General features: G+C 46.6%; 21 protein-coding genes. 8 read left to right on the top strand and 13 right to left on the bottom strand.

Annotated elements, in window-relative coordinates; genetic code table 11:
- Window positions 1-3: 3 nt before the first annotated feature.
- Window positions 4-432 (top strand): DUF6526 family protein, encoded by a 429-nt coding sequence (locus AC1RNB_RS15815; protein ID WP_493084397.1) that lies wholly within the window; start codon window positions 4-6, stop codon window positions 430-432.
- Here the strand turns inward: AC1RNB_RS15815 and AC1RNB_RS15810 are convergent.
- Window positions 420-842: an acyl-CoA thioesterase gene (locus AC1RNB_RS15810; RefSeq protein ID WP_493084395.1), complete on the bottom strand. Its 423-nt coding sequence runs from the start codon at window positions 840-842 to the stop codon at window positions 420-422. The two genes, AC1RNB_RS15815 and AC1RNB_RS15810, sit on opposite strands and share 13 nt — an antisense overlap.
- 414 nt (window positions 843-1,256) lie before the next feature.
- On the opposite strand from AC1RNB_RS15810, the gene AC1RNB_RS15805 reads away from it, so the two are divergent.
- From AC1RNB_RS15805 to AC1RNB_RS15790, 4 genes are read left to right on the top strand one after another with little or no spacing between them, the layout of a single operon-like run.
- Window positions 1,257-4,298 carry a tetratricopeptide repeat protein gene (locus tag AC1RNB_RS15805; protein ID WP_493084393.1) on the top strand — a complete coding sequence of 1,014 codons (3,042 nt, stop codon included), beginning with the start codon at window positions 1,257-1,259 and terminating at the stop codon, window positions 4,296-4,298.
- A gap of 13 nt (window positions 4,299-4,311) precedes the next feature.
- The gene (locus tag AC1RNB_RS15800; protein ID WP_493084391.1) at window positions 4,312-6,105 is read left to right on the top strand and encodes a TonB-dependent receptor; all 1,794 of its coding nucleotides are present in this window, start codon (window positions 4,312-4,314) and stop codon (window positions 6,103-6,105) included.
- 12 nt (window positions 6,106-6,117) lie between these two features.
- Complete coding sequence (locus AC1RNB_RS15795; protein WP_493084389.1) at window positions 6,118-6,639, top strand: hypothetical protein; 522 nt, start codon at window positions 6,118-6,120, stop codon at window positions 6,637-6,639.
- 15 nt (window positions 6,640-6,654) lie between these two features.
- On the top strand, window positions 6,655-7,554 hold the full coding sequence (locus tag AC1RNB_RS15790; protein ID WP_493084387.1) for a class I SAM-dependent methyltransferase: 900 nt from the start codon (window positions 6,655-6,657) through the stop codon (window positions 7,552-7,554).
- A 511-nt stretch (window positions 7,555-8,065) separates the two neighbouring features.
- On the opposite strand, the gene AC1RNB_RS15785 is transcribed toward AC1RNB_RS15790, so the two are convergent.
- The 3 genes from AC1RNB_RS15785 to ychF form a co-directional block, all read right to left on the bottom strand.
- On the bottom strand, window positions 8,066-8,878 hold the full coding sequence (locus AC1RNB_RS15785) for a glutaminyl-peptide cyclotransferase (RefSeq protein WP_493084385.1): 813 nt from the start codon (window positions 8,876-8,878) through the stop codon (window positions 8,066-8,068).
- Window positions 8,879-8,923: 45 nt separating this feature from the next.
- Window positions 8,924-10,069 carry an NAD(P)/FAD-dependent oxidoreductase gene (locus tag AC1RNB_RS15780; RefSeq protein WP_493084384.1) on the bottom strand — a complete coding sequence of 382 codons (1,146 nt, stop codon included), beginning with the start codon at window positions 10,067-10,069 and terminating at the stop codon, window positions 8,924-8,926.
- A gap of 108 nt (window positions 10,070-10,177) precedes the next feature.
- Complete coding sequence (gene ychF / locus AC1RNB_RS15775; RefSeq protein ID WP_493084382.1) at window positions 10,178-11,281, bottom strand: redox-regulated ATPase YchF; 1,104 nt, start codon at window positions 11,279-11,281, stop codon at window positions 10,178-10,180.
- Between the two features lie 304 nt (window positions 11,282-11,585).
- Here ychF and AC1RNB_RS15770 point away from each other — a divergent pair, with 304 nt between their 5' ends.
- Window positions 11,586-12,845, top strand: coding sequence for a nucleoside recognition domain-containing protein (locus tag AC1RNB_RS15770; RefSeq protein ID WP_493084380.1), 1,260 nt, complete (start codon window positions 11,586-11,588; stop codon window positions 12,843-12,845).
- A gap of 113 nt (window positions 12,846-12,958) precedes the next feature.
- Here AC1RNB_RS15770 and AC1RNB_RS15765 read toward each other — a convergent pair whose 3' ends face one another.
- From AC1RNB_RS15765 to pruA, 7 genes are all read right to left on the bottom strand, one after another.
- Window positions 12,959-13,699 carry an SIR2 family NAD-dependent protein deacylase gene (locus AC1RNB_RS15765; RefSeq protein WP_493084378.1) on the bottom strand — a complete coding sequence of 247 codons (741 nt, stop codon included), beginning with the start codon at window positions 13,697-13,699 and terminating at the stop codon, window positions 12,959-12,961.
- A 116-nt stretch (window positions 13,700-13,815) separates the two neighbouring features.
- Complete coding sequence (locus AC1RNB_RS15760; protein WP_493084377.1) at window positions 13,816-14,220, bottom strand: EVE domain-containing protein; 405 nt, start codon at window positions 14,218-14,220, stop codon at window positions 13,816-13,818.
- A 149-nt stretch (window positions 14,221-14,369) separates the two neighbouring features.
- The gene (locus AC1RNB_RS15755; protein WP_493084376.1) at window positions 14,370-15,089 is read right to left on the bottom strand and encodes a (Fe-S)-binding protein; all 720 of its coding nucleotides are present in this window, start codon (window positions 15,087-15,089) and stop codon (window positions 14,370-14,372) included.
- Between the two features lie 17 nt (window positions 15,090-15,106).
- Complete coding sequence (ribH, locus tag AC1RNB_RS15750) at window positions 15,107-15,589, bottom strand: 6,7-dimethyl-8-ribityllumazine synthase (protein WP_493084374.1); 483 nt, start codon at window positions 15,587-15,589, stop codon at window positions 15,107-15,109.
- A 12-nt stretch (window positions 15,590-15,601) separates the two neighbouring features.
- On the bottom strand, window positions 15,602-16,270 hold the full coding sequence (locus AC1RNB_RS15745; protein ID WP_493084372.1) for a tetratricopeptide repeat protein: 669 nt from the start codon (window positions 16,268-16,270) through the stop codon (window positions 15,602-15,604).
- Window positions 16,271-16,315: 45 nt separating this feature from the next.
- Window positions 16,316-17,311 carry a pyruvate dehydrogenase (acetyl-transferring) E1 component subunit alpha gene (gene pdhA, locus AC1RNB_RS15740; protein ID WP_493084370.1) on the bottom strand — a complete coding sequence of 332 codons (996 nt, stop codon included), beginning with the start codon at window positions 17,309-17,311 and terminating at the stop codon, window positions 16,316-16,318.
- A 251-nt stretch (window positions 17,312-17,562) separates the two neighbouring features.
- Window positions 17,563-19,194 (bottom strand): L-glutamate gamma-semialdehyde dehydrogenase, encoded by a 1,632-nt coding sequence (pruA, locus tag AC1RNB_RS15735; protein WP_493084368.1) that lies wholly within the window; start codon window positions 19,192-19,194, stop codon window positions 17,563-17,565.
- A gap of 160 nt (window positions 19,195-19,354) precedes the next feature.
- Here pruA and AC1RNB_RS15730 point away from each other — a divergent pair, with 160 nt between their 5' ends.
- Together AC1RNB_RS15730 and tpiA are read left to right on the top strand one after the other, a co-directional pair.
- Entirely contained in the window at window positions 19,355-20,512 is a 1,158-nt protein-coding gene (locus AC1RNB_RS15730) for a putative sugar nucleotidyl transferase (protein WP_493084366.1), read from the top strand.
- A gap of 36 nt (window positions 20,513-20,548) precedes the next feature.
- Complete coding sequence (gene tpiA / locus AC1RNB_RS15725; RefSeq protein WP_493084364.1) at window positions 20,549-21,313, top strand: triose-phosphate isomerase; 765 nt, start codon at window positions 20,549-20,551, stop codon at window positions 21,311-21,313.
- Here the strand turns inward: tpiA and AC1RNB_RS15720 are convergent, their stop codons facing one another.
- Together AC1RNB_RS15720 and AC1RNB_RS15715 are read right to left on the bottom strand one after the other, a co-directional pair.
- Window positions 21,314-22,276, bottom strand: coding sequence for an L-threonylcarbamoyladenylate synthase (locus tag AC1RNB_RS15720; RefSeq protein WP_493084362.1), 963 nt, complete (start codon window positions 22,274-22,276; stop codon window positions 21,314-21,316).
- The gene (locus tag AC1RNB_RS15715) at window positions 22,276-23,244 is read right to left on the bottom strand and encodes an ion channel (protein WP_493084360.1); all 969 of its coding nucleotides are present in this window, start codon (window positions 23,242-23,244) and stop codon (window positions 22,276-22,278) included. The genes AC1RNB_RS15720 and AC1RNB_RS15715 overlap by 1 nt, the downstream gene beginning before the upstream one ends.
- Window positions 23,245-23,308: the final 64 nt, after the last annotated feature.

The raw sequence follows: 23,308 nt of genomic DNA, 5'->3' as shown, positions 1-23,308 counted from the left end.
TTCATGAAAGAACAAAACTACAGTAATCATACCCAGTATGTTCCCGGGTATCATTATCTCACAGCCATCGGTATTCTGGCTTTACTGATCGGTTCTTTTATCAATCTGTCGCATTCTGCCAAAGAGAACCTGTATTCCGCTTCGCTGATCTGCCTGGTCAGCCTGATCCTCTGTTTATTTTTCTGGTATATGCGGGCTTTTGCCTTAAAAGCGCAGGACCGTGCCATCCGTGCAGAAGAGAATTTCAGGTATTTTGTGCTTACCGGTAAACCTTTGCCAAAATCGCTCCGCATGAGCCAGATCATCGCGCTGCGCTTTGCGAGTGATGAGGAACTGGTGGAACTGGCTGCCCGGGCTGTGAATGAAAACTTAAAAAGTAACGAGATCAAACAGGCCATCCGGAACTGGCGTCCCGACCATCACAGGGCCTGATCTGTGAAAAAAGGTGTTAATTTTTCCTTCAGTTCTGCCGGTAATCCGATCCATTTGCCGGTATGGCTATCGATAAAGAAAAGAACTACTTTCCCCGTGGTCAGTAGTTTTTTTCTTTCATTATATACCTCATGGTGAAACTCGATCTGGTGTTTGGCCGGTAGTTCTTTCAGGATGGTTTTAATAGTAATCAGATCATCATAGTGGGCAGGCCGCAGAAACCTCGCTTCCATTGATACCACTGGCATCCGTACGCCCATCTCCTCCATTTTTTTATAGGTAAACCCCAACTCGCGGATGCATTCTGCGCGACCCACTTCAAAGTACTGGGCATAGTTGCCGTAGTACACGATATCCATCTGGTCTGTTTCGGCATAACGCACCCGAACGGTGGTGATATGTTCGTACATGGGATCTTAATTTGTTGACAAACTTACGCCCCTTATCTGTTTTTCCACAAATGATGGAATGATGTTTGCTTACAAACCCCGAATACTACCTTTAAAACAGGTTTTCGCTTTTCATTAAGAAACAAAGGGAAATCTTTGCCGCGTTGCTTCGTTTATATAGAGGATCCAAAACAAGCGTTACACCCGGGACTAAAGTCCCGGAGCCTTTACAAATCTGAGATCCTGGCCCACGCTCTGAAGAGCGCGGCAAAAAAGAAAGTGGCATTGCCACGCTCTTCAGAGCGTGGGTAAAAGGTTGGAAAGGATATTGTACAGGGACTTTAGTCCCGGGTTGATAAACGACAAGACCCGTCTGTTTCTGAAATGGGCTATCAATACCTGAAGTATAAACAGTTGTAAACCGTTCCTTGCACTATGAAGAAAACATTTCGCATATTCCTTTTTGTATGGTTGGCTGCAGGCGGTACCACACTGCAGGCCCAGCTTACCAAAATACACCTGGATCCGGATGCGGCTTTCAAAAGGGCCAAAGACCTGTACCAGAAAGAACAGTTCAGCCTGGCCTATCCTGTATTCAAACAGGTTTACAACGATGAAGCAGGACAGGGGCAGACCACCGATTTCATCAAACTGGAAAGCCGCTATTATTATATCATCTGCGGACTACAGCTAAACGATAGTACGGCGGTACCCCTTGCTACGCGTTTCATTGAACAGGAGAATACACCTGCCCGTATACAGATGATGCGTTTTCATCTGGGCGAGTACTTTTACCGCCAGCAGGATTTCACCCATGCACAGGAACAATATGCGGCTACAGGCATCGCCAACCTGAGCAACCGTGAGATCGCTGACATGAAATTTCATCAGGCCTATGGTTATTTTCTGACACAGGATTTTGAGAAAGCCAAACCTTTGTTCAATGCCATCCGCCAACTGCCAACCGATCCCAATTACCTTGATGCGAATTATTATTTCGGTTTTATCTGCTTCAATGATAAAAATTACCAGCTGGCACTGGAAAGTTTCCAGATAGCGGAGAAACTGCCTGCCTACCAGCCGGTGATCCCTTTTTATATAGCAGAGATCTATTATTTCAGTGGCGATAAACAAAAAGCACTCCAGTACGGAGAAGCGGCTTTACAGAAAAGCGGTTTGTTTTATGAATTGCAACTGAAACAGCTGGTGGGGCACCTGCTGTTTGAAAAACGCGAATTTGCCAAAGCCCTGCCTTACCTGCAGCAATATGTATCTGCCAACCAGAAAGTGCGGAGGGAAGATCTCTATGAACTTTCCTTTTGTTATTACGAAGCCAAAGACTGGTCTCGTTCCATCGAAGGATTTAAACAACTGGGTGGTGCCCAGGACTCGCTGGCCCAGAACAGTATGTACCTGCTGGCCGATGCATATCTCAAAACCAACGATAAAGCCAATGCCCGCACGGCCTTCCAGTTCTGTGCCGCCAATAACAGCAATGCGGTACAGAAAGAAGTGTCAGCCTATCACTATGGTAAACTTTCGTATGAATTGGGTTATATGGATGCAGCCTTGAAATCTTTTCAATCATTTCTCGATGTTTACCCTAAATCAGCTTATACGCAGGAAGCCAGGGAACTTTTGGTGAACACACTCGCTAATACCAGTAATTACAAAGAGGCATTGAAATTATATGAGAGTCTGGGTGTGAAAAGTGACCTGGTGATCAAACTATATCCAAGACTGTTATACGGAAGTGCGGTGGAACTGATCAACGACCAGCAGATTGACCAGGCAGATCTCTTACTCACCAAACTGCTGCAAGTACCTTATAATACGGCTCAGTTGCCGTTGGCTTATTTCTGGAAGGGAGAGATCGCTTACCGCAAAGGAGAAACAGAGGCTTCCGTTGCTTTTTTCCTCAATTACCTGAAAAACCCGGTTACCAATGGGGAAGTGAATCCCGTGAATGCGAAATACAGCCTGGCTTATGGTTACCTGAAGAGTGAGCAGTATCCGCTGGCTAAAAATTATTTTGAACAGATCACCAGAACCGTGTCTGCAACTTCTACCCAGATTGAACAGGATGCTTACCTGCGCGCGGCTGATTGTTATTTTATGAGTAAGGATTTTAAACAGTCGCTGAGAATGTACGAAACGGTACAATCCCTCCAACTGGCATCGGCTGATTATGCGTTGTACCAGAAAGGCATTATTGCCGGCGCAATGAATAAGAATCCGGAAAAGATCAGCCTCTTACAATCCATCGAAAAAATATATCCTTCTTCTGCACTGGTGCCCGATGCCCAACTTGAGGTAGCCAATACTTATCTGGCGGATGAAAATTACCAGGCAGCCATTGCCCCCTTGCAGAAGCTGGTGGGTAATCCACAGGCTGCTGCCATGGGGCCGCAAGTGTACCTGAAACTGGGGGTGGCCTATTTTAATCTCGACCGGAACGATGAATCGTTGAAAAACTTTCAGAAACTGGTAACCACGCATCCCAATACACAGGAGAGTACTGATGCGATCGATTATATCCGCAACATTTTTGTAGAGAACCAACAGCCCGGCGATTTTGCGGTTTTCATGAAACAGAATGGCAAACCCATTACGGATACAGAAGAGGATTCGCTTACATTCCGATCGTATATGCTGCGCTATGAGGCCAAAGACCTGACCGCAGCCAAAACGGGTTTCGGATCTTACCTGGCAAAATTTCCCGAAGGAAGGTATTCGCTCGAAGCCAATTATCTATTGGCAGAAATGCTGATCAACAACAAAGCCAACACAGAAGCCCTGCCTTTTTACAAAGCGGTGGCCGATCGTTCGCAGAACAGATATGCAGAGCGAAGTACGTTGCAGGCAGCCAGGATCTATTATTTTGATCTGAAAGACTATCCCAATGCCACTAAATATTTTGCACAGTTAAAATCCCTCGCTACCCAGCAGGAGAACCGGCTGGAAGCCATGCGAGGCCTGTTACGCTGCCAGTTTAAAGCGCAGGCATGGAAGGAAGCAGCCACCAATGCAGCAGAGTTATTGCTCGAGAAAGGAATCGCTACAGACGACCGTATGATGGCCAGTATGGTGGTGGCCAAGAACCACCAGTTGGGTAATGAAGCAGAACCCGCTATTGGCGCTTACAAACAGGTAATCGCTGCCGGTAAATCGGAATATGCGGCAGAGGCACAGTATCGGATAGCAGAGATCCTGTTGCAACAGAACAAACTGGCAGAAGCGGAAAAAGCAGCTTTTGAAGTGATCAAAAAAATGGGTTCGTACGATCATTGGGTAACCCGTAGTTATATTCTGCTGGGCGATGTATTTGTACAGCAGAAAGACTGGTTTAATGCAGAAGCCACTTTTAAAAGTATTGTAGAGAATGCCACGATAGCCGAACTGAAAACAGAAGCACAACAGAAACTGGATAAAGTATTGGCGGAGAAAGTAAAAACCAACCAAGTTGAACAACAGTAAAGCAGACCCCTACATGAAATATATCATCAGAACGATAGTGATCTTTTTGCTGGCAGTTTTTGCAGTGGGTTCTGTGCAGGCACAGAAAAAGAAGACCCGCAAAAAAGTCCGTACGCAGAAAACGGTCCCTAAAAAGAAAAAGACCAGCCGCAAAACGGCAACAGTAAAACCTGTAGTCAAAAAAACGGTGAAAAATACAGAAGAACTGTCTTCGCAGTTGTCTAAAGAGGGTATGGGCGATACCTCTTCACCCAAAGTAGTTACCATTACCTCGGCTTTTAAACCCTATCTGAAAAATGCGGCCAAAGTGAATTTTACGGCGGCCACACCAGTCATAGATTCTTCCCGCATGCCGGTGAGTTATACTATCCCTTCGCAAAACCTGTTTTTTTCCTACCAGCCGGTTCCTATCAAACCATTGGCACTGGGGATTGATTCAGGCTACGAATGGGAAAACCACCAGTATATCAAAGTAGGGGCCGGTAATTTCAGTACCTACCTGGCAGAAGCAGGTTTCTCCTTTGGTGATGGTCAACGCTCCATTACACAGGTACGGGCCGATTTTCTTACGTCTACCGGTCACCTTTATGCACAACAGGCAGCTAAATGGGGACTGGAAGTGATCTCTGTATTCAATACCGCTACGGAACACGAATGGACGGCCAATCCGTATTATCGCAGCACCACGCAATACCATTACGGATTTGAACCGAGCACGCTCAGTTTTCCGAAAGACCAGTTACTGGAAAGATATTCCACCATTGGTGTAGACCTGGGTATGCAGAATAAAAAAGCCAATGCTTTCGGCATCACCTATCATCCGCAACTGAAAGTGTCCCGTTTCTTTAATAATTCGGAGGCGCACGAAAACAGTATACAACTGAAAGCGCCCATCAACAAAGCTTTTGGTGAAAAATTTGCTTTTGACCTGGGACTCACGGCCGATATGTCAACCGCCCGTTTCCCCATGATCCCGAATGAGCTGGTATTGAAGAATAATCTCTATTATGTCAATCCTTCCATACAGGTTAATACGCCGAATTTGAAACTGAACCTGGGTGTACAACCTTCCTGGGATAACAAACAGTTTGCAGCCTTACCCAATCTGACGGTGCAGGCCAAGATGACGGAGATTAACCTGGTGCTCGAAGCCGGATGGGTGGGTTATTTCCAGAAAAATACTTTCCGTTCTCTGGCCGGGTTTAATCCCTGGATTGGATCGCTTACCGGTTTACAGAATACCAGGATTACCGAACAGTATGCCGGTATCAGGGGCGCAGGGGGAGATCATTTTACCTATCAGGTAAAAGCTTCTTTACTGCGGTTCCGTAACCAGCCGTTATTCCTCAATAATACTACCGATGGCAAAAGTTTTGATGTGGTATACGAACCCGACATGAAAGCTGTTCGTTTACATGGTGAAATGAGTTATACGGTGCAGGAAAATATTTCTTTTACAGCAGGAGCGAGTTTTACCGATTACAGCTCGCTGACAGTTAATAAAAAAGCCTGGGGTTTATTGCCGCTGGAAGCCAATGGCTCAGTAAAATGGAAACTACTGAAAGACCTGCAGCTGAAAGCCGATCTGTATCTCTGGGACGGCAATGCTTACCGGACCAAAATCATGGAAGAAAAAAAGGCGGCAGCGGTGGCAGATATCAACCTGGGAGCCGAATTTACGGTCATGCCACGCCTGAATCTCTGGTTACAGATGAACAATGTACTGAACAACACTTACCAGCGCTGGAATCAATATAGTGTGCTGGGCTTTACTGTTTTGGGAGGAGTTGTATATTCGTTCCGGTAATCAACCGTCATCATGTTTCAGATCCTGCATAAATACCTTGTTTTACATCACCAGCTGGTAGTGCCGCAGGTAGGTCTTTTTTATGTGGAGAAAGAGCCCGCCACTTACCAGGATGATATTAGCCTCTTATCGGCACCCCGTTCGCTGATTCATTTTACACAGAAACACCAGTCGGGTACCGATAAACTTTTTTTTGAATTTCTTACCCGTGAAACGGGACAGGAAGAACCGGCAGCCATTCATGAATATCTCGAATTTGCCAATGGTTTGCAGGCAGAACTGAAGGCGAAAAAAACGGCGGTCTGGGAGGGTGTAGGCACATTGTTTCTGACAGATAATGATGAGATCCGGTTCGAAAGAGCCACTGACCTGCAGGAACTGTTGCCGCCGGTGGCTATCGCAGGTATTGCGGCCGTTGATACAGCTGCTTTGACGGATGACGAAGAGGCAGCAGCCCCAAAAGATTACTGGTGGTATTATGCTATTATTTTGCTGATTCTGGGCCTGGGTGCACTTGCCTATTATTATATCTGATCCCCCCAAATTCTTATGTCTGAACTGATCAATTATTCTCATTGCCCCATTTGCGGTTCTGCCGCGGTTTATCCGGCCTTGTCGGCCAAAGACTATACGGTTTCCGGCGAGCAGTTCGAGATCTGGCATTGCGATGATTGTACGGGCCGTTTTACCCAGCGGGTACCGGTACTCGCAGACATCGGTCCTTATTACCAATCGGCCAGTTATGTGTCGCATTCAGATACAGAGAAGGGATTGGTGAACCGCCTCTATCACCTTGTCAGAAATTATACACTCAAAAGCAAACGCAGACTGGTGCAGGAAGTGACAGGTAAAGAAACCGGTGTTCTGCTTGATGTGGGTGCCGGAACAGGCGCTTTCTCTCACACCATGTTGCTGGCAGGCTGGCAGCTAACGGCACTGGAGCCGGATGATACCGCCAGGCAGAACGCAAAGAATAAATATGGGCTTGATCTCTCATCGCCCGACCAGTTATTTTCTCTTCCCGCTCAAGGGTTTGACGCCATCACTATGTGGCATGTACTGGAGCATGTGCATGATCTGCAGGGATACCTGAAACAGTTCCACACTATTCTTGCCCCCGGTGGCCGTTTATTGATTGCCGTGCCCAATTATACCAGTTATGATGCCAAGGTATATGGCGAGTACTGGGCGGCTTATGATGTGCCGCGGCATCTGTATCATTTCGCTCCCAAAAGCATGGACATACTGGGCCAGGCCCATGGGTTTCAGCTGGTAGATATCAAACCCATGTGGTTCGACAGCTTTTATGTATCCATGCTGAGCGAGCAGTACCGTAACGGCAGTGCCAATATCTTCGGTGCTGTCTGGAATGGGATGCTCTCGAACCTGAAAGCCCTGTTCAACCGGAAAAAATGCAGTTCGGTGATCTATGTGTTCGCTAAGAAATAAAAAGTACGCCGTCATTTCGAACAGAGCAGAGCATAGTGAGAAATCGCCGGCTGGTTGTGCTGGAGTAATGAGTAGTGAGCAGTGAATGCGGGTGCTTCCTATAATATACTAACGTCTTGTGCTATTGGATAATTCAAAATTTGTTTGGTTAGTAAAATAAAAAATGCTACTTCAGGGTGTTGGATGAAAGATTTCTAATCAGTCCCTGTGTACGGGCCTCTTTTTGTTCGGTGCCGAGCGAAGGCGAGGGTAGACAAAATGATGCGTAGCATCCCGCTAAAAGCGGGAGCAGAAGAAAAAGCAGTCCCGCCACCGGCGGGATAACAGGGACGGGGCCCAGCGGCCGTGAGCGACAAAAAATCCTGACTATCAGGGTGATTTTTAATAGTACAATACGTAATATACTACTCAATAAACAAGTGCAGATTACACTTAACACATCATTAGTATAGCTTTCCATGATGTCTTCTTTCGCGCCAAAGGAGGCTAACCTGATTAGTTAGGGTGTTTACTATTGGAATTTCACTTCAAACAGCTTGGGCCAGTGTTTGCCCGTGATAAAAAACCGTTTGCCAACACTGTCGTAAGCAATGCCGTTCAACACTTCATCCGTAACCTGTTTTTCATCAGATATAGCACCCGGGGCATATTTGTTCAGCACATAAGAGAAATCAGCCTGCGCCACCACTTTACCGGTGGCAGGATCAATCTTCACGATCTTGTTGGTGAGCCATACATTGGCATAGATGAATCCATCCACATATTCCAGTTCGTTGATATTTACCAGCGGACCATTATTATCCGTTACAGGTACTGTTTTTACCACCTGGAAAGTCTCCGGATCGCGGTAATAGAGATTATTGCTGCGGTTATCGTTGATGAGGTATTTGCCATCGTTGGTCATGCCCCAGCCTTCTCCCTCATAACTAAATTCTTTGATCTTTTTAAAGGTTTTGAAATCGTACACAAAACATTTACCATGCTCATAGGTAAGCTGGTAAATTCTGTTGTTAAATACGGTAATGCCTTCACCAAAATATTCTTTGGGCAGATCAATTTTCTGGATGTCTTTGCCCGTTGTTAATGAAACCCTCGCCAGTTTACTTACGCCGTAATTGCCGGTACTTTCATATAACGTAGAATCATGCCATTCCAGTCCTTCGGTATACGAACCGGTATTGTGCGGATATACATTGGTGATGGTGTAGTTCATCACCGCCGGTACATCATTACCAGCTGGTAAACTGGAGCCGTTTTCTGTTGCTGCATTCTGGCAGCCTGCCAGTAAACCCAATAAAATAAAACTGGTAAAGACTTGTTTCATACAGGGAAGTTGCGATAAAAATAAATAAGTTGGGTGTACGGTTCGTTAAAAATAATCCAACAAGCTAACGCTGAGTTGTTCGGCTACCACCGGGGTTAAAGCTACCCCCATTCCGTTACAGGCAATGGCAGCAGTAACACCTTCACGCACAAGCCTGGTATACGGACGTTTATCGGTGGTAAAACCCATTACCCCGCTCCAATGGTGTTCAATAGTAAAGCGAAGGGAGGGATGCAGATGTTCTGTCAGGAAATGTTCCAATGCCTGACGCACGATAGCGGAACCTGATAAGTCGGTGGTGGCTTCTGCTTCAAAAGCGCTGTTACGGGCACCACCCAGTAAAATCCGGTTGCCAAGATTTCGCCAGTAATAAAACCCCTCATCAAAATGGAAAGTGCCTTTCATTGGCAGACCCGGAATAGGGGAGGTTACAATTACCTGCCCCCGGGCAGGTTCTATTCTTGCCTCCGGGGCCAGTTCGCTCGTAAAGGCATTGGTGCAGAGTAATACATGAGCTGCCGTAAGAACCCGTTTTTGCAGGGTATTGATCTGTATATTACCTGGCTGTTTCTCTATACTGCTCACCTGTATTCCGTACAAAATGCTTACACCGGCTGCCTGCACTTTCTGTGTCAGCGCCTGTACCAGTTTGCCGCTGTGTAAAGCGGCTTCGGTTACATTTTCTACCAGTGCATCAAATCCCTGCATACCCATTTCTGCCAGCTTGTGATCGGTCTGCTGAAATATGGCTTTACTGCCAGTAATTTCTTTCAGCAAACTGTTCAGCCAGTTGAGCTTATCCGGCAGTAATGCCCAGTTTTTATAATCGCGGTTAATACATTCGTATCCCCCACAGGCATCAAACCCTATCTGTTCATCTGTAAAATGTGTGCGTATCTTCTGAATACCCTTATAACGCATTTCTGCTACGGCCAGCATGGCATCAGGCCCCAGGGTATCTGCATCGTGTATCAATTCCGTCGGACTCCCAAAGCAGGCAAAACCGGCATTACGGGTAGAAGCACCCAAGGGCGTTGTATTTCTTTCCAGTATCGTAATGCGTAGGGAAGAGCGTTGTTTCTTCAGCTCAAGTGCCGTCCATAAACCCATGAGTCCTGCACCCACAATTACGAGGTCTTGTGGAGCGTAATAGCTCTCTTTTTCCCATATAGACAGGTTCGCAATCATCATTTGTAGGTCCCGTCGGAACGCTGAAGCGGACTGACGGGTATAAAAAACGCTAAAGTGGTCTGATGGGAGTAAAAACCCTCATGCCGCTTTAGCGTCACGAGGGTTTTTTTATACATTAAAACGGAAGTGCATCACATCCCCATCCTTCACCACGTATTCTTTTCCTTCAATGCGTAAGCGGCCATTCTCGCGGCAGGCGGCTTCACTTCCGTATTTCACAAAATCTTCGTAAGCGATCACTTCGGCTTTGATAAAGCCTTTTTCAAAATCGGTATGAATCACACCGGCGGCCTGAGGGGCTTTCCAGCCTTTGTGAATGGTCCATGCTCTTACTTCCTGTACTCCGGCCGTAAAATAAGTATCCAGGTTCAGCAGTTTATAGGCAGAAGTAATCAAACGGTTCAGCGCCGGTTCGGTCATTTTATATTCTTCCATGAACATCTGCTTGTCTTCCGCGCTATCCATCTCGGCAATCTGTGCTTCAATATTATTACACATCACAATCACTTCTGCCCCTTCTTCTTTGGCAGCAGCAGCAAGTGCTTCTGAGTATTTGTTGCCTGTGTGCATACTGGCTTCGTCTACATTGGCCACATACAAAACGGGTTTGTCGGTCAGCAGAAACAGATCTGCTACCACGGCTTTTTCTTCCTTATCCAGTCCCAGCGTGTGAATATTTTTGCCCTTTTCCAGGTGCTCTTTGCAACGGTTCAGGATCTCAAACTCGGCTTTGGCCTTGGTATCGGTACCTACACGCGCCATTTTTTCTACGCGTTGCCATTTTCTTTCAACACTGTCCAGGTCTTTCAGCTGTAATTCTGTTTCAATGATCTCCTTATCGCTGATGGGGTTAATGGCGCCTTCCTCGCGCAGCACATTCTCATCTTCAAAACAACGGATCACATGGATGATGGCATCCACTTCGCGGATATTTCCGAGAAACTTGTTACCCAAACCTTCGCCCTTGCTGGCACCCTTTACCAGGCCTGCAATATCCACGATTTCCATCTGGGTAGGCAGGATCCGTTGTGGCAGCACCAGCTCGGCCAGTTTGTTCAGGCGCGCATCGGGCACTTCTACCAGTCCCACATTGGGCTCAATGGTACAGAAACGGTAATTGCTGGCCTGTGCTTTGGCACTATTGCTCACCGCATTAAATAAGGTTGATTTACCAACATTCGGTAATCCCACGATCCCTGCTTGTAAAGCCATCTAAGTACAATTTTATAGGTTCCGACGGTGAAGCATGGGCCCGGCAGCAATTCTTATATCAGCTGCTGTTGCGTCGCACACTTGTGGGTTCGGTACCCTGCTCATCAAAAATTTGAGCCGCAAATATAGCCCGATTTAGGGGTAATCCGGCTACAATTTGTCAGCCTAAGTTCGGCCTGCAGTTAGCCCTGCAACCTATAGCAAGCAATCATTAGCTTCCGGTTTTACATTTCCTTTATTTCCCTCTTACCAAATCCCCGATTTGCCTGCCGAATTCATTATTTTCACCCTTTAAACTACCCCTATGGCACTGAACTATGTCTGGATCGTTTTTTTTGTGGTGGGTCTGGTGATTGCGCTGTTCCGGCTGATCGTTTTTCATGACTATGAGATCTTTAAAAAACTGGTAGAAGGTATTTTTGATGCCTCCAAATCCTCTGTGATGGACATAGGTCTTCCTTTAACCGGTGCCATGGTATTTTTCATGGGGTTGATGAATATTGGCGAAAAAGCCGGCGCCGTTAATTTCCTGGCGCGGATCCTGAATCCTTTTATGAAAAGGCTGTTTCCTGAAGTACCGGATAAACATCCTGCCATGGGACAGATGGTGATGAATTTTAGTGCCAATATGCTCGGACTCGATAATGCGGCCACCCCCTTTGGGTTAAAAGCCATGGAAAGCCTGCAAACACTGAATCCAACCAAAGAAACGGCGAGTAATGCACAGATCATGTTCCTGGTGCTGCATACCAGCGGACTCACCCTCATACCGCTCTCCATCATAGCTTACCGCGCCAGTGGGGGCAGTACCAATCCTACCAGCGTATTTGTGCCGTTAATGCTGGCAACCACCGTGGCAACCATTGCCAGTATCATTATTACGGGTATCTACCAGCGTTTACGATTCGATAAAGTGTTGATCCTATGGCTTGGGGGTATTATTCTCAGTATAGGTTTGTTTGCGATGTTCATTTACAGCCTGCCTTCGCAGAAAAATGTGCCGGTACCGAGTCTGTTTACCAAAGAGACCTTTAGTAATGTGTTGGGTAACTGTATTCTGTTTTTTATCATTTCCGCTTTCATCATTGGCGGTTTCGTTAAGAAGATCAATGTGTTTGATGCTTTTATTGAAGGCGCCAAACAGGGTTGGGATGTGATCATCAAAGTAATTCCTTACCTCGTAGGCTTACTCGTGGCCATCCGCGTATTCCGCGACAGTGGGGCACTGGAAGCCATTATCAATGGGATCAGCTGGTGTTTTATACAGGTAGGCATTACCAGTGATTTTGTTCCGGCTTTACCGGTAGCCATCATGCGTCCGTTCAGTGGGGGAGGTGCCAGAGGCTTGATGCTGGATATTTTTAAAGTACATGGTGCCGATAGTTTTATCGGTCAGCTGGCGTCTACTTTCCAGGGTAGTGCCGATACCACTTTTTATATCATCGCGTTGTATTTCGGTAGTGTTGGTATCAAAAAAGTACGATATGCGATCTGGGCAGGAATGCTGGCAGATCTGTTGGGCGTAATTGCTGCGATTGGGATTGCTTATATCTTTTTTAGATAACTTACTAACTTTTGGAAAGTTTTCAACTTTCCAAAAGTTTCGCGCCGATGTTGGTGGTCGGACCAACATTGCCAATTATATCTGTTAAATGTTATTACCGCCATTAGGATTGCTTATACCTTCTTTAAATAACTTTCCAAAAGTTTCAGCAGCCGCTCTGTAAGCACTTGCACCCCCACTGTTGCCGCTGCTTCAATAGCTGAAAGATTGGCGATAGAACCTGTTTGCGGGATCGATTTGTCAACAATGAATTTGGGAATGGATGCCGGTGCATATCTCAGCAATCCTGCGGCAGGGTACACGGCCAGGGATGTGCCTATCACTACAAAAATATCCGCCGTGGAACTGATATCCGCTGCCAGTTCGATCATCGGAACGGGTTCTTCAAACCAGACGATATGGGGGCGTAACTGTCCGCCATCTGGTGCCAGATCACCAAGATGGATATCATCCCTGATCTCATATACTTCCGAATCAAACCCAAGCTGCAGGTCATTCCCCGTTCGGAAACTGCTTCGCATTTTAAAGATCTCCCCATGCAGGTGTACTACGTTTGTACTGCCGGCTCTTTCATGCAGATCGTCGATATTCTGCGTAATAATGGTTACATCAAAATGCTTTTCCAGTTCAGCCAGTCTTATATGCGCGGCATTGGGTATTGCGTTGGCCACATCCTTTCTCCGCATATTATAAAAGTCGAGCACCAACTGTGGATCTTTGGCCCAGCCCCGTGGAGAAGCTACTTCGTATACATCATATCCTTCCCACAAACCATCGCTATCGCGGAAAGTACGCAGGCCGCTTTCTGCGCTGATACCTGCGCCGGTGAGTACTACCAGTTTCTTTTTTTGCATGGGGGCAAATTTGATAGTGGGATAATGGGGTAGGGCTGTTTGAAAAATGGCAGAGGAACTGAGAAATATTTCAGATAGCCACCACTAACGGTCAGGCCGCTCCAGCGCCCCGACCGTTAGTGGGACATCTCCATAATGATATTCCATTCTTCTTCACGCACGGCGCCAACAGATAATCGGCCCAACCGCACCAGGTCCATATTGGCCAGGCGTTTATCGGCTTTGATCTGTGTCAGTCCTACCGGTTTTTTCAGTTTCTTAAAGGGTTTAAAATCCACCACCAGCCAGGCGGGGTCTTCGGTAGTTGGGTCCTGGTAGGCTTCTTTCACCACTTTGGCAATGCCCACGATCTCCATGCCTTCATTACTATGGTACCAGAATGCAAGGTCTCCCTTCTTCATGGCCCGTAAATTATTTCTGGCTGCATAATTGCGAACGCCATCCCAGAAAGTCTGTCCCTCTTTTTCAAACTGCTCCCAACTGTATTTGAATGGCTCGGATTTGATTAACCAATAGTTCATGGGAATTAAAAATTAGCAATTAAAAATTAAAAATTTGAAGAGTTTAATCAAAGCCCCCTATACTTCGAAATATAGCGGCCTGTAGCAAAACAGCGGTGTTTGGCAACTGAAGCAATTATTAATTGTTAATTTCTAATTGCTAATTACAACTACCATCCGCTGGCGAGTACATCTGCCAGGTGCATCACCTGTAGTCCAGAGCCTTTGTGTTTGGCGCAGCCATCTATGTGCATCAGGCAGCTCATATCTGTACTAACAATGTATTCAGCGCCGGTAGCAGCGGCATTCGTTGTTTTCTGATCGCCCATGGCAATACTGATGGGTTCAAATTTTACGGCAAAAGTTCCGCCAAAACCACAACAGGTTTCTACATCGTTCATCTCTACCAGTTCCAGTCCTTTTACTTTGCTCAATAACTGGCGCGGCTCTGTTTTGATCCTGCATTCGCGCAGGCCGGCGCAGCTGTCGTGGTAAGTTACTTTGGCCGGAAAACTCGCACCAAGGTCATCCACTTTTAAAATATGTACCAGGAACTCTGATAATTCAAAAGTTCTTTCCGCCGTTTTTTTGGCCAGGGCACTTTCTGGCGAATTCTCAAACAGTTTGGTATAATAATTCCGCACAAAACCCACGCAGCTGGCGCTGGGGGCAACAATATAATCGGACCCGGAAAAATCGTTCAGAAATTTGCTGCATACTTCCTTTGCCTCGCCCCAGAAACCTGCATTAAAGGCCGGCTGTCCGCAACAGGTCTGTGAAGTGTTGTAAGCTACCGTACAACCTGCTTTCTCCAGTATTTTCACCATATTAAAACCAACAGTGGGGTATAACTGGTCTATAAAACAGGGGATGAATAACTGAACATGCATGTGCGGAAGTAAATGGGTTATTGTTTTAGTTTCCTGTTCAAAGCTATCATTTTTATGGCGGTAACAGCTGCTTCTTCGCCCTTATGACCGTGTTTGCCGCCAATCCGCTCCAGTGCCTGCTGTTCCGTATCAACTGTTAACACTCCGAATATAACAGGTGTATCCAGCGATAGGTTCAGTTGTACCACACCATCGGTAACGGCTTTGCATACATAATCAAAATGCGGGGTATCGCCACGGATCACAGTGCCCAATGTTATGTATGCATCGGGCAGTTTGTTGGCATAGGTATAGTGGTTTTTAACGGCAAACGGGATCTCGAATGCACCGGGTACCACCAGGGTTTTGCAGCCAACATTCTGCGCCTTCAGCACTTTTTTTACACCCGCTTCCAGTTTGTTAATGATATGCGCGTTCCACTCGGTTTTCACGATAACAACAAAGGCATCCTTGATTACGGGGATGCCTTTGTTAACGGATGTATTACCTTTTGTAGCCATCGGTAGTATCTGTTAGTTTTTTTCTATACTCAAACGATAGATATATTTATCTGCCTGAAATCCTTTTTCTGTTCTGGGGAATTTCTCTTTGATCTCTTTGTAGAGTTCGAGTGCTTCATTGTTCTTTCCCATGGTTTCCTGTAACAGAGCGGCACGGAAAAGATATTCAGCTGAGTTGCTCTCATCTTTATCGAAAGTATGACCGGCTTTTTTATAGTTTTCTACCGCTTCGTCTTTTTTATTCAGCTCAGCATACGCATCGCCCAGACAACCATAGGCCATCAGTTGAATCTGTTTGGCTTCTGTAGAGAAATCTTTCAGGTATTTAACGGCATTATTGAAATCGCCCAGTTTCAGGTAACTAACGCCTGCATAATAGTTACACAGGTTGGCCGCTTTGGTGCCACTGAAGTTCTTCAATACATATAAAACACCTCTGCTTTGTCCATCTCCGTTCAATACCAGGTTAGATGAGTCCATCGCAAAATGCTGTTGTGCTTTGAATAAAGCATCAGCCGCTTTTTCTTCTTTGGGTTTCAGGATATATTCATTGTATCCATACCAGCCACCCACAACCAATACCACGGCGGTTACTATTATCAGAACAGGTTTTTGAAATTTCTGCCAGAATCCCTGCGCTCTTTCAAGGGCCTGGTTCGTTTCTTCGTGCTTCTCAGTCATACTGTATTTTTAGATTTGTAGTTGAAAATTGAAATATCCGATCGGTTAGTCCTGCTCAAACACATAGTTCTCATCCAGGTAAACATCTTTCAGCAGTTCGCTGTCATCCGGCCAGGGACTTTCTTCTGCAAACTTCACACTCTCATCCACCACCAGACCAATCCGGTCATCAATGGCTTTCAGGTCGGCTTCAGATGCAAATTTGTTGGTCAGGATGGTGGTACGAACCTTACTGATCGGATCCTGGTCCTTATACTCATCCACTTCTTCCTTGGAGCGGTATTTCTGCGGATCAGAGATAGAGTGGCCCTTGTAACGGTAGGTCTTTAATTCCAGCAGGGTAGGACCATCACCGGAACGGGCTCTTTTTACGGCACGTGATACGCTTTCGTGTACTGTTTCCGGCGTCATACCATCCACCATATCAGCAGGCATATCGTAGGCGTCGGCCAGTTTATAGATATCCACTACATTACTGGTACGTTCAATAGAAGTACCCATGGCGTAGTTATTGTTCTCACAAATGAAGATTACTGGTAATTTCCAGAGCATGGCCAGGTTAAAAGTTTCATGCAGGATACCCTGGCGGGCAGCACCATCACCAAAGAAACAAAGTACCACATTCTGGGTTCCTTTGTATTTCTCGGCAAAAGCCAGTCCGGCACCGGTTCCTATCTGGGCACCCACAATACCATGCCCACCAAAAAAGCGATGTTCGAGGCTGAAGAAGTGCATACTGCCTCCCTTACCTTTTGAACAACCGGTAGCTTTACCATACAGTTCGGCCATACAGGCGTTGGCAGACATACCTTTTGCCAGTCCCAGACCATGGTCGCGGTAGGCAGTGATAAAGGGATCATCGGCACCTGTGGCGGTCATACAACCCGCTGCAATGGCTTCCTGGCCTACATAAGCGTGGAAGAAACCACGGATCTTGCCGGCCATTTTATACATTTCTTCGGCCTTTAACTCGAACTGACGGATTAACTGCATCAGTTCATACCAATAGAGATAAGTTTCTTTCGAGAATTTGGTTGCCACGTAAGCTGAATTTTAGAGGGGCAAATATAGGTGAAAAGTTAGAAGTTAGGAGTCTGGACTTAGGAGTTTTGGCTTGAAAAGAAGGGGATTTGGACTGTTATCCACAGGTCTGGACAGAATATTGAACAGAAGAACAGATGAACAAGGAACAGACGAGCAGGGATTAGTCAATTTTTGATGGTAGCATTCTTCCACTTTTTATTCATCTGTTCCTTGCTCGTCTGTTCGTCTGTTCATCTGTTCATCTGTTCCTATGCTTCTTGCAGGAAAGGATATTTATAGTCTACCGGCGGATTATAGGTTTCCTTGATGGTTCTCGCGCTTAACCACCGGTACAGGTTCAGCATGCTACCGGCCTTATCATTGGTTCCGGAAGCCCGGGCACCGCCAAAGGGCTGCTGGCCTACAACGGCACCGGTGGGTTTATCGTTGATATAGAAATTACCCGCTGCATTCCGGAGTTTATCGGTAGCCAGTTCAACAGCGGTTCTGTCCTGGGCAAGAATAGCACCGGTTAGGGCATAGGGCGATGTGCTGTCTACCAGTTTCAGGGTTTCTTCAAATTTATCTGCCGGGTAAACATAGAGGGTCAGTACCGGCCCGAAAATCTCTTCGCACATGGTCACATATTTGGGGTCTTTGGCTTCGATCACGGTAGGCTCAATAAAAAAGCCCTTGGTTTTGTTGTAGTTTCCGCCAACTAAAATTTTCGCTTTTTTGTCTTTTTTGGCGGCATCAATGTATTTAGCGATACTGGTGAACGACTTCTCATCAATCACGGCATTCACAAAATTGCTGAAATCTTCTACCGTTCCCATTTTCATGGATTTGATGGCGGCCACCAGTTTGGTCTTTACTTCTTCGGCCATATTGCTGGGGATATACGCCCTTGAGGCAGCCGAACATTTCTGTCCCTGGAACTCAAAAGCTCCCCTGGCCAGTGCGGTAACCACGGCATCTACATTAGCACTCTTGTGTGCTACTACAAAATCTTTACCGCCTGTTTCACCTACTATTCTTGGGTAAGAGCGGTATTTAGCCACGTTTTCGCCGATCACTTTCCACATATTGTTGAATACACCTGTTGAACCGGTAAAATGAACCCCGGCAAACTCGCGGTGCGAGAAACATACTTTACCCAATGTAGGACCATCTACGTACACCAGGTTAATAACCCCATCCGGTAAACCCGCTTCTTTCAGGATACGCATGAACATCTGTGCAGAATAGATCTGCGTATTGGCGGGTTTCCATACCACTACGTTGCCACACATGGCGGCTGAAGTAGGCAGGTTGCCACCGATGGCAGTGAAATTGAAGGGCGTAATGGCCAGTACAAATCCTTCCAGCGGACGCCATTCCATCCGGTTATGCATACCAGGAGAGGATACCGGTTGTTGCTTGTATATCTCACTCAGAAAATGCACGTTGAACCGCAGGAAATCGATGAGTTCGCAGGCACTGTCGATCTCTGCCTGAAAAGCATTTTTGCTCTGGCCCAGCATAGTGGTACCATTGATGTGATAGCGGTACTTGGTGGCCAGCAGGTCGGCGGCTTTTAAAAAGATATGCGCCCTGTTCTCCCAGCTCATGGCAGCCCAGGCCTCTTTGGCTTTTAAAGCTGCATCGATGGCCTGGTGAATATGTTTTTCTTCTCCTGCATGAAAATAACCCAGTGTAAAATCCTTTTCATGTGGTGGATGGATAGCTACTTTCTTTCCGGTTTTCACGGCTTTACCACCGATGTACATCGGAATATCCAGCTCCTTTTTTTTCAACTCGGCAAGGGTCTTTTTTAAGGCCGCTCTTTCCGGACTTCCGGGTGCGTATTGTAAAACGGGCTCATTGGCCGGTAAGGGATAAGAAAAGTATCCAAGACTCATACGTATGGTTTTATCAGTTTGAGTGTGCAAGGTAAGAAAGTTTTGGGGAGCGTACCAGTTACCGGTTACAGGTTTCATGTTTCACGTTAGAGGTAGTAGGTTCTGGGTTCTTGGTTCAGGGGGCAGGGGGACTATTTCAATTTATCAGTTACTTTGCAGCATGGCCATTATACTGTTCGATAACCATTACCGGAGGGGATTGTATCCTTTTACCTTAACCCGGGCGGTGGCAGACCTGCGCTTCGGGATCTTGTCTGCTAGGGAGAGATGGGAGCGGCTATCCGGGCAGCCGGTGTTTGTGGTAACGGAGCCGTATCTGCAGGCTTTGTATCCAGCGATTCCGGAAGGTGAACATACCTGGGTAGACGCATCGGTGATAGGTAATGCAGAATTATACAAGAGGATCTTTTCATTGGAAAAAGATAGCTGTATCGCTGATGAACAAGGATTGATAGCCGGTAAAACGGAGCAATCTTTACAAACAGCCCATGCGAATCTTCTCAGCGCTTTTACGCATGTGGGTAATCAGGCAACTGTTCAGCGTCTAAGACATCCCTGGCAACTGATGCAGTGGAATGATGTGCAGATCAGGGCTGACTTTACATTGATAGCCCACAACAGAACCTCACAACCGATTCCTGCAAGCGTACAAACGGTTCAGCCGGATCAGATTTTTATAGAAGAAGGGGCCCGGCTTTCTTTCTGCATCCTGAATGCTGCCACGGGGCCCATCTATATCGGGAAAAATGCAGAGATCATGGAAGGATCGGCGGTACGTGGCCCTTTTGTGCTGGGCGACAATGCTGTTCTGAAAATGAATAGCCGTGTGTATGGCGCTACTACACTGGGACCATCCTGTTTGGGTGGAGGAGAGATCAAGAATACCGTGATGATGGGTTACAGCAACAAAGCCCATGACGGTTACCTGGGCGATGCAGTAATAGGCGAGTGGTGTAATTTTGGGGCTGGCAGTACCAATAGCAATATCAAGAATACAGCCGGTGAAGTGAAAGTGTGGGATATGGGAGCAGAAAAATATGTAGGAGTTGGACAGAAATGCGGCGTGATTATGGGCGATTATACGCGGGTGGCCATTAACGCATCCATCAATACCGGTTCCATGATCGGCGTTAGCTGTAATGTGTTTGGTGCGGGTTTACTGCCTACCATTATTCCCAATTTTGCGTGGGGAGTGAATGGCACCCGGTATGAACTGCCAAAAGCCTTTGCTGCCATCGATAACTGGAAACGTTTAAAAGGAGCTAACCTCAGTCATTCGGAAATAGCCGTCTTACAATATATCTTTGATCATTATTAAACAAACAAGCAAGCAACCACTCAATTCATTTCAAGCATGAGAAAACAAATCGCAGCAGCCAACTGGAAGATGAACCTTACCCTGCAACAGGGAGAAACCTTACTGGATACCATCATGGCCACCCCTCATTCATTAACCGATAACCAGCAGGCGGTATTTGCGGTTCCTTTCCCATACCTGGCCATGGCACAACAGAAACTGGCGGGCAAAAAAAATGTGTTTGTAGCTGCACAGAACTGTTACAGCAAAAAGAACGGTGCGTATACCGGAGAAACCTCTGTTGAAATGCTGCAATCGCTCGGCATCCGTTACGTGGTACTGGGCCACTCTGAGCGCCGCGAATATTTTAATGAAAGCAACCAGTTACTGGCAGAGAAAGTGAATATCTGTCTCGAATACCAGATCCAGCCTATTTTCTGTTGTGGTGAGCCACTGGCTATCCGCGAAGCCAATACGCAGAATACCTATGTAGCCAAACAACTGGAAGAATCTTTATACCACCTGACCGCTGAGCAGTTACAGCAGATCGTTATCGCCTATGAACCCATCTGGGCCATTGGTACCGGTAAAACGGCCAGCAGTGCACAGGCGCAGGAAATGCATGCCTTCATCCGCGCACAACTGGCTGCCAAATATGGGGCAGCTGTTGCCAACAATATTTCCATCCTGTATGGTGGTAGCGTAAAAGCGGCCAATGCGGTGGAAATTTTTGGACAGGCAGATGTGGATGGCGGACTGGTAGGTGGCGCTTCGCTCATTGCAGATGAGTTTGTGGCCATCATTAATGCGCTGAAAAAATAATTATTTAAATACGGCCTGCGCCCGGCTCAGCCGATCGTTAATGGCCCTGCCGATTCCCTGGTCGGGGAAATCTTCGGCCAGTATTACATCAATATCCATGGTGTCGATCTTTCGCATGGTGGCAAATAATTGCCTGGCCGCTTCATGTATATCGCCGGCCGGTGAAAGTACAAACAGGGAAGAACCTGCTGCCACCGGATAGAATTTTGTAAAACTGATCACCGCCATTTTTTTATACTTGAATTGTTCCATCAGCTCATGCATATTCCCTTTATACAAGGGGATATGCGTGGCATAATGGCTTTTTAATTGTCCGGGTGTGGAAGGGGTGTTTGCGTGAGCATTTGTAACAACCGGCAAACCTGTCACATGTTTAATCATTTCAGCCGTTACACCACCTGCCCGGTGCAGAATTACTTCGTTCCCGTTCACTTCTGCAATGCTGGATTCTACACCCACCTGGCAGGGACCTCCATCCAGTATATAGGGGATCTTGCCATTCAGTCCTTGTAAAACATGTTCGGCAGTAGTGGGACTCACATACCCGAAAGGATTGGCACTGGGTGCTGCCAGTGGAAATCCAACAATGCTCAATAAAGTTCCTGTCAGTGAATGATCGGGGATACGGATGGCTACTTTATCACTGCCGGCGGTTACCATTTCGGGTACGATCTCTTTTTTAGGAAGTAACAAAGTGAAAGGGCCGGGCATAAATGCTTCAGCCAGTTGTTTGCTTACAGGATCCATCACAGCATACTTTTCGATACTGTTTATATCCGGCACATGCAGGATGAGCGGATTGAACCTGGGTCGGTTTTTGGCCTCGTAGATCCGGATCACGGCTGTTTCGCTAAGGGCATTGCCCGCCAAACCATACACCGTTTCTGTAGGAATAGCTACCAGTTCCTCCCTGCGGAGATAAGTGGCAGCGGCTTCAATATCTTGTCCAATGATCGTCTGCATCAGGCTGAATAGGCGGGAAGGTCAACAAGGGAATATTCATCCAGCTTGTCGATGTGTAAAATGGTGGTGCTGTTGGTAGCATCTGGATGAAACATGGGCGCAAATTTAGCACCATAAACGAAATCTTCGTAGCGGTAAGATGTGCGCGACACCACTGTATTGGAAAAACTCTCATCAAATCCCTGTACAAACACCAGCAATTCTGCTTCTGCATCGGCTATATCTTTTCTGGTAAAACCGAAAAGCGGACTCTCGTCATTGATCATGTGTACCAATGTCCAGTTGGAAGTCATGGTAGTGGCTTTGGCAATATCCAGCGGTACATTGAAAAATTTATTTTTGAGTTGTCCGCCTTCTTCAATCCTCAGTGCCAGCGTCACTTTCACTTCCACATTCAGCAGGTAATTTTTGGTATACGGCACCATCCGGAACATCAGTGCCACGCCCTCTCTGAATGGCACAAATAAGGCATTTTTACTATAGCGGATATAGGCCCGGGGCCTGGCAAAACGGCCATAGAGCAAACCGGTAACCAGCGCAAAACTCATCAGCCCGATCAATGCTTCCAGCGAAGCGGTTAAACTGGCCATGAACCCGATCGGGTTAATACGGCCATATCCAACGGTGGTAAATGTTTGCGCACTGAAGAAAAAAGCCTCGCCAAATTTTTCCCCGTCGCTGGTGGCTACCATACCGCCGAGGTGGTCTATACCTATCCACAGGTAAATAGCGGCAAAAAACAGGTTCACCGTTACAAAAAAAAGGATGATGGCACAGAGGAATTTCCATCGGGGCATCGACAGAAGCGAATGGTAGATGTTCAGCCTTCTCCAAAGCGGCAAACCATGCACTTCAATATTGGGTGCGCCGTTTTTGTTGAAGAAACGTCCCCCGTTCAGGGCCGTATTGGTACCCAGGCCGGTTTCATTGTTTACCTGGGCATTCCGGTTGGTTTTTTTCAACAGCATGCTTAAAACTACGAACTAAGCGGTAAAAACCGACTACTGTACCAATCCACCCCTCCGGATGTGG

This window comes from Sediminibacterium sp. GW821-FHT12F12 (assembly GCF_058806635.1).
Note: the sequence above shows the minus strand (reverse complement) of the source record. Positions and strands in the feature narration are given on the sequence as shown.

Bases quoted from the DNA above. Each gene is read 5' to 3' on its own strand.
- AC1RNB_RS15815 (WP_493084397.1), top strand. From the start codon at position 4: ATGAAAGAACAAAACTACAGTAATCATACCCAGTATGTTCCCGGGTAT.
- AC1RNB_RS15810 (WP_493084395.1), bottom strand. From the start codon at position 842: ATGTACGAACATATCACCACCGTTCGGGTGCGTTATGCCGAAACAGAC.
- AC1RNB_RS15805 (WP_493084393.1), top strand. From the start codon at position 1,257: ATGAAGAAAACATTTCGCATATTCCTTTTTGTATGGTTGGCTGCAGGC.
- AC1RNB_RS15800 (WP_493084391.1), top strand. From the start codon at position 4,312: ATGAAATATATCATCAGAACGATAGTGATCTTTTTGCTGGCAGTTTTT.
- AC1RNB_RS15795 (WP_493084389.1), top strand. From the start codon at position 6,118: ATGTTTCAGATCCTGCATAAATACCTTGTTTTACATCACCAGCTGGTA.
- AC1RNB_RS15790 (WP_493084387.1), top strand. From the start codon at position 6,655: ATGTCTGAACTGATCAATTATTCTCATTGCCCCATTTGCGGTTCTGCC.
- AC1RNB_RS15785 (WP_493084385.1), bottom strand. From the start codon at position 8,878: ATGAAACAAGTCTTTACCAGTTTTATTTTATTGGGTTTACTGGCAGGC.
- AC1RNB_RS15780 (WP_493084384.1), bottom strand. From the start codon at position 10,069: ATGATGATTGCGAACCTGTCTATATGGGAAAAAGAGAGCTATTACGCT.
- ychF (WP_493084382.1), bottom strand. From the start codon at position 11,281: ATGGCTTTACAAGCAGGGATCGTGGGATTACCGAATGTTGGTAAATCA.
- AC1RNB_RS15770 (WP_493084380.1), top strand. From the start codon at position 11,586: ATGGCACTGAACTATGTCTGGATCGTTTTTTTTGTGGTGGGTCTGGTG.
- AC1RNB_RS15765 (WP_493084378.1), bottom strand. From the start codon at position 13,699: ATGCAAAAAAAGAAACTGGTAGTACTCACCGGCGCAGGTATCAGCGCA.
- AC1RNB_RS15760 (WP_493084377.1), bottom strand. From the start codon at position 14,220: ATGAACTATTGGTTAATCAAATCCGAGCCATTCAAATACAGTTGGGAG.
- AC1RNB_RS15755 (WP_493084376.1), bottom strand. From the start codon at position 15,089: ATGCATGTTCAGTTATTCATCCCCTGTTTTATAGACCAGTTATACCCC.
- ribH (WP_493084374.1), bottom strand. From the start codon at position 15,589: ATGGCTACAAAAGGTAATACATCCGTTAACAAAGGCATCCCCGTAATC.
- AC1RNB_RS15745 (WP_493084372.1), bottom strand. From the start codon at position 16,270: ATGACTGAGAAGCACGAAGAAACGAACCAGGCCCTTGAAAGAGCGCAG.
- pruA (WP_493084368.1), bottom strand. From the start codon at position 19,194: ATGAGTCTTGGATACTTTTCTTATCCCTTACCGGCCAATGAGCCCGTT.
- AC1RNB_RS15730 (WP_493084366.1), top strand. From the start codon at position 19,355: ATGGCCATTATACTGTTCGATAACCATTACCGGAGGGGATTGTATCCT.
- tpiA (WP_493084364.1), top strand. From the start codon at position 20,549: ATGAGAAAACAAATCGCAGCAGCCAACTGGAAGATGAACCTTACCCTG.
- AC1RNB_RS15720 (WP_493084362.1), bottom strand. From the start codon at position 22,276: ATGCAGACGATCATTGGACAAGATATTGAAGCCGCTGCCACTTATCTC.
- AC1RNB_RS15715 (WP_493084360.1), bottom strand. From the start codon at position 23,244: ATGCTGTTGAAAAAAACCAACCGGAATGCCCAGGTAAACAATGAAACC.